Origin of the sequence: Psychrobacter sp. FME13, from assembly GCF_014861395.1 — a bacterium.
In the GTDB taxonomy this organism is placed as follows: domain Bacteria; phylum Pseudomonadota; class Gammaproteobacteria; order Pseudomonadales; family Moraxellaceae; genus Psychrobacter.
On record NZ_RRYV01000203.1, the window covers coordinates 1 to 4,440 of the forward strand.

Genomic DNA, 4,440 nt, shown 5'->3' on the forward strand with positions numbered 1-4,440 from the left:
CAGAACTCAGTCCTTGATATAAACTTAAACCGTCCAACATTTGGGGGTCAGTTCACATTGCGTTAGCCTTTTTTATGAAAACGTTCGAGCTAAGCAGGCCTATTAAGCACCTTTTTTACCACGACCATGACGCTTACGCTCACTTTCAGTCAAGTAACGTTTACGGATACGGATAGCTTTAGGTGTTACCTCAACCAACTCATCATCCTGAATAAATTCAAGTGCTTGCTCAAGCGTAAACTTCACTGCTGGAGTCAATGTTAATGCTTCATCAGTACCACTAGCACGGACGTTAGTCAACTGCTTAGCAGTAGTCGGGTTAACCGTCATATCATCACTACGAGAGTTTAGACCAACAATCATACCCTCGTATACTTCAAGCTGTGGCTCAGCAAATAACTTACCACGTTTTTGTAGGTTGAATAGTGCAAAGCCTAAACAAACACCTTTCGCCATAGAAACAAGTACACCATTAGTACGACCACCAACATCACCAATCTTCTGTGGACCGTAATGTGAGAAGCTTGATGTCATAATTCCTGAACCTGAAGTCAAGGTTAAGAATTCAGAACGGAAGCCGATCAAACCACGTGCAGGGATAGTCGCTTCAATACGCATACGACCTTTACCATCAAGTTCCATGTTAGTCATTTCGCCTTTACGTAGACCAACTTGCTCCATGATAGAGCCTTGATGATCTTCTTCAATATCAAAGACAACGTTTTCATACGGCTCTTGTAGTTTACCATCCACTTCTTTAACAATAACTTCTGGGCCTGAAACACCCATTTCAAAACCTTCACGACGCATGTTTTCGATAAGTACAGATAAGTGAAGCTCACCACGACCTGATACTTTAAATTTATCAGGAGACTCTGTGTCTTCTACACGTAGTGCCACGTTATGAATCAATTCACGCTCAAGACGCTCACGAATGTTACGTGACGTCACAAACTTACCATCACGACCAGCGAATGGTGAGTTGTTTACTTGGAAGTTCATTGAAACTGTAGGCTCATCAACCGTTAGCGCTGGTAATGCTTCAACGTTAGCTGGATCACAAATTGTATCTGAGATATTAAGTGCATCAATACCAGTGATACAAACAATATCACCAGCCTGTGCATCTTCAACATCAATACGATCAAGGCCGTGGTAGCCCATAATTTTTAAAATACGGCCATTACGCGTACTACCATGCTTATCAATGACAGTTACTTGTGTGTTAAGTTTAACTTTACCACGCTGAATACGGCCAATACCGATAACACCAACAAAGCTGTTATAGTCAAGGCTTGAGATTTGCATACGGAACGGCGCATCTGCATCAACCTGTGGCGCTTGTACAACATCAACGATGGTTTTGAACAGTGGCGTCATATCATCAGCTAAGTCATCAGCTTCTAGACCTGCAATACCATTCAATGCTGATGCATAAACAACTGGAAAATCAAGCTGTTCATCAGTTGCACCTAAGTTATCGAACAAATCAAAAATTTGATCCATAACCCAGTCAGGACGCGAACCAGGACGGTCAATCTTATTGATTACAACAATAGGCTTTAGGCCTTGCTCAAACGCTTTTTGCGTTACGAAACGAGTTTGTGGCATTGGGCCATCAACAGCATCAACAACTAAAAGTACGCAGTCAACCATCGACATGACACGTTCAACTTCACCACCAAAATCGGCGTGACCTGGGGTGTCAACGATGTTGATACGATACTCTGTCTCTGAAGATGTATCTGTCCAACGGATAGCTGTGTTTTTAGCCAAAATGGTAATACCACGTTCTTGCTCAATATCGCCTGAATCCATTGCACGTTCAGCAATGTTTGCACGGTCGCCAAAAGTACCAGACTGATGTAATAACTTATCAACCAAAGTTGTTTTACCGTGGTCAACGTGGGCAATAATTGCAATGTTACGCAGGTGTTTGATATCGTTCGCCATATAAAATGCTCGTTTCGTCTTAAAAAAATGCAGTAGCATTAAGCGCCGCTGGATAAACCTTTATCATCAACCAGATAGATATTGAGTATTTACTTTTAGACGATCGCACAGTGTGTGCTATTAATCAAATAATTTCAATATAATCAAGTATCTACACTGATAAATTCATCATACAGATAGCTATGCTAATGTACATTCTGTCAATTTACAGAATGTTTGGGTCGCTAGTATAACATTATTGATTCATAAATTTATGTAATAACTTACTTTTCTCAATACATAAATAAAAAAAAGCCACCCAATGGGTGGCTTTTTTTGTAACTATATATTTATATTACATAACCAGTTGGCTATTATTTACTGAACAACCATATCTTTAGTTTGTTCAACAGTCATTGTTTTGTCACCAGTAATGATGGCATAAACACGACGGTTCATAGCACGACCTTCTTCAGTATCGTTTGGCGCGATTGGGTTGTCATAACCATAACCAACGGTTGATAGACGGTTTGGAGCAATACCGAATTCATTAGTTAGCATAGATTTAACCGCAACGGCACGAGCTTCAGATAGACGTTGGTTATAACGTGCTGAAGGACCAGTTTTAGAAGCATGACCTTCTACACGTGCTGTAGAGTTAGGATACTCACGCATCTTCTCTGCTACTTTAGCAATCTCTGGTTGATACTGTGCTTTGATAGCTGATTTGTCGTTATCAAAGAATACACGTAGCTCCATTTTTAGTTCGTCAGTAATGTCTACTGGTACTGGGCAACCGCGTTCATCTACAACTACGTTCATTGGAGTGCCTGGGCATGCATCGATGCTATCAGGTACACCATCACCATCAGAATCAAGATCAGATTCAACTACTACTACTGGAGTAGTGTCGATAACTGGCTCTTGCATTGGTGGTACTGCTACTGTAGGTGCTAAATGGCCACCAAGTACAACTTCTAGACCGGCCAAAGCCATGCCTTCCCACCAGTTGTTATCAAAGTTATGAATCGCACGAGCTTCACCACGTAGGCTTAAAGCGTCGTTGATACGATACATAGCACCTAGACCTAGATTACCAATAGTATCTTTAGATTCTGCAACTTCAGTACCAGCGTTAACTGTACCTACAGAAGAACCTTTAGCAGCAGTATAAGTTTCTTGGTTCTCTACTTTGATCTTAGACTGACCAGCACCAACCAACACATATGGCTTGAACGCACTATCAGTGTAACCAGTAAACTCTTCAGTACCAATTAAGAAGTTACCAGAAAGCATGGTTTGTTCTACGTCAAAGCGGTTAACACCAGCTTTTGCAGAATCTTCAGAGGCTTCGCCGTTTGCACTTGACACACCATACTCTACTTGGAACTGAGTAGAAGGAGTTAACTCAATACCTAGTGCAGCACCAGTGTATAGGCTACTTTCTTTAGCTACGCCGCCATTATTAGGATGACCATTAGCACCATTAAAAGGAGTACCATCGTCGATGTTATTACCATCAGCATTTACGTACAAGTTTTTACCAGTTTTAAGAATTTCGCGTTGCTCGTCATGAGCTTCGCCAGTGTAATGGTAACCTAGTAACAATGGGCTAATAGTTACGCCAGCATTAGCTGCTAAAGGTGCAGCCGCTACAGCAACCAGAGCTAGAGCAATTTTATTCAATTTCATGGACTTCCTCCAAAGGATAATTTTAGTGATGCGTTAAGCAAAACCGCTTCTCAAGATGCTCTAAAATAGACATCTTTTACGAATTTTAAGTGACAAAGCAAAACCAATTAAGGAGTAGCTTAGCGATTATCAATTCAGTTTACAACTTTTTTCGTTAACGAGCTACACATTATTACACGATAATGTCGTAACTAAAACACAATAACCAGCTTAAGTTACCTAGAACTAACACACCTTACGCTTTTTATCTTTTGTATGTCAGTTCACAATAGATAGTAAACCTAACAGTATCTATTGTCTGAGCTTATTTTAGTACAGTTAGTATTTTTTCTCTATTATTAAAACCTGTCATTCACTAATTGAAACATTTTTTGACAGTAGACATATATTCTGTATATATTAGATTAGCCAACATTATTCTATACATATGTAAAGCAGACATGGTTTTAAATTTTAATACACCCAATATATTAAAAATACTGTTTTTACCCCACTCTCAACTTGAAATAAGCAAATCAAACTGAAGAGGCGGATTACCAAGTTTTTTATTGAGTACAAAGCACAGATTATGCGACAGAATCTTACGAATCAATCGATGAGACAAATGCCATAAATCTCTTGCTCGCACTCTTTGTATATTAAATCGTTCTGATAGCTGACCAATGACTGTTTCAACGATACGGCGAGCTTTCATTAGCCGTCTTACCACAGGTTTGGGTCTATCCTCTTTCATGTTGGCTCTGAGTGGCGTTTGTAAATCCACTCCTTGAGCGTCGTAGTACGATGTCAGACTAGGGCTGATATACCCTTTATCAG

At 40.0% G+C, this 4,440-nt stretch carries 3 protein-coding genes; all 3 read right to left on the minus strand.

From position 1 onward, the window contains the following. Window positions 1-102: 102 nt before the first annotated feature. A complete protein-coding gene (gene typA, locus EI164_RS14785) occupies window positions 103-1,953 on the minus strand; it encodes a translational GTPase TypA (protein ID WP_192520678.1) in 1,851 nt (616 codons plus the stop codon). 357 nt (window positions 1,954-2,310) lie between these two features. Next, window positions 2,311-3,624, minus strand: a complete 1,314-nt coding sequence (locus EI164_RS14790; protein WP_192520679.1) for an OmpA family protein — start codon at window positions 3,622-3,624, stop codon at window positions 2,311-2,313. A 496-nt stretch (window positions 3,625-4,120) separates the two neighbouring features. Further along, the coding region (locus tag EI164_RS14795; protein WP_192520680.1) for a transposase at window positions 4,121-4,440 on the minus strand (320 nt) is incomplete at its 5' end.

Excerpts from the sequence above, each read along its gene's own strand:
- typA (WP_192520678.1), bottom strand. The coding sequence starts at position 1,953 with ATGGCGAACGATATCAAACACCTGCGTAACATTGCAATTATTGCCCAC.
- EI164_RS14790 (WP_192520679.1), bottom strand. The coding sequence starts at position 3,624 with ATGAAATTGAATAAAATTGCTCTAGCTCTGGTTGCTGTAGCGGCTGCA.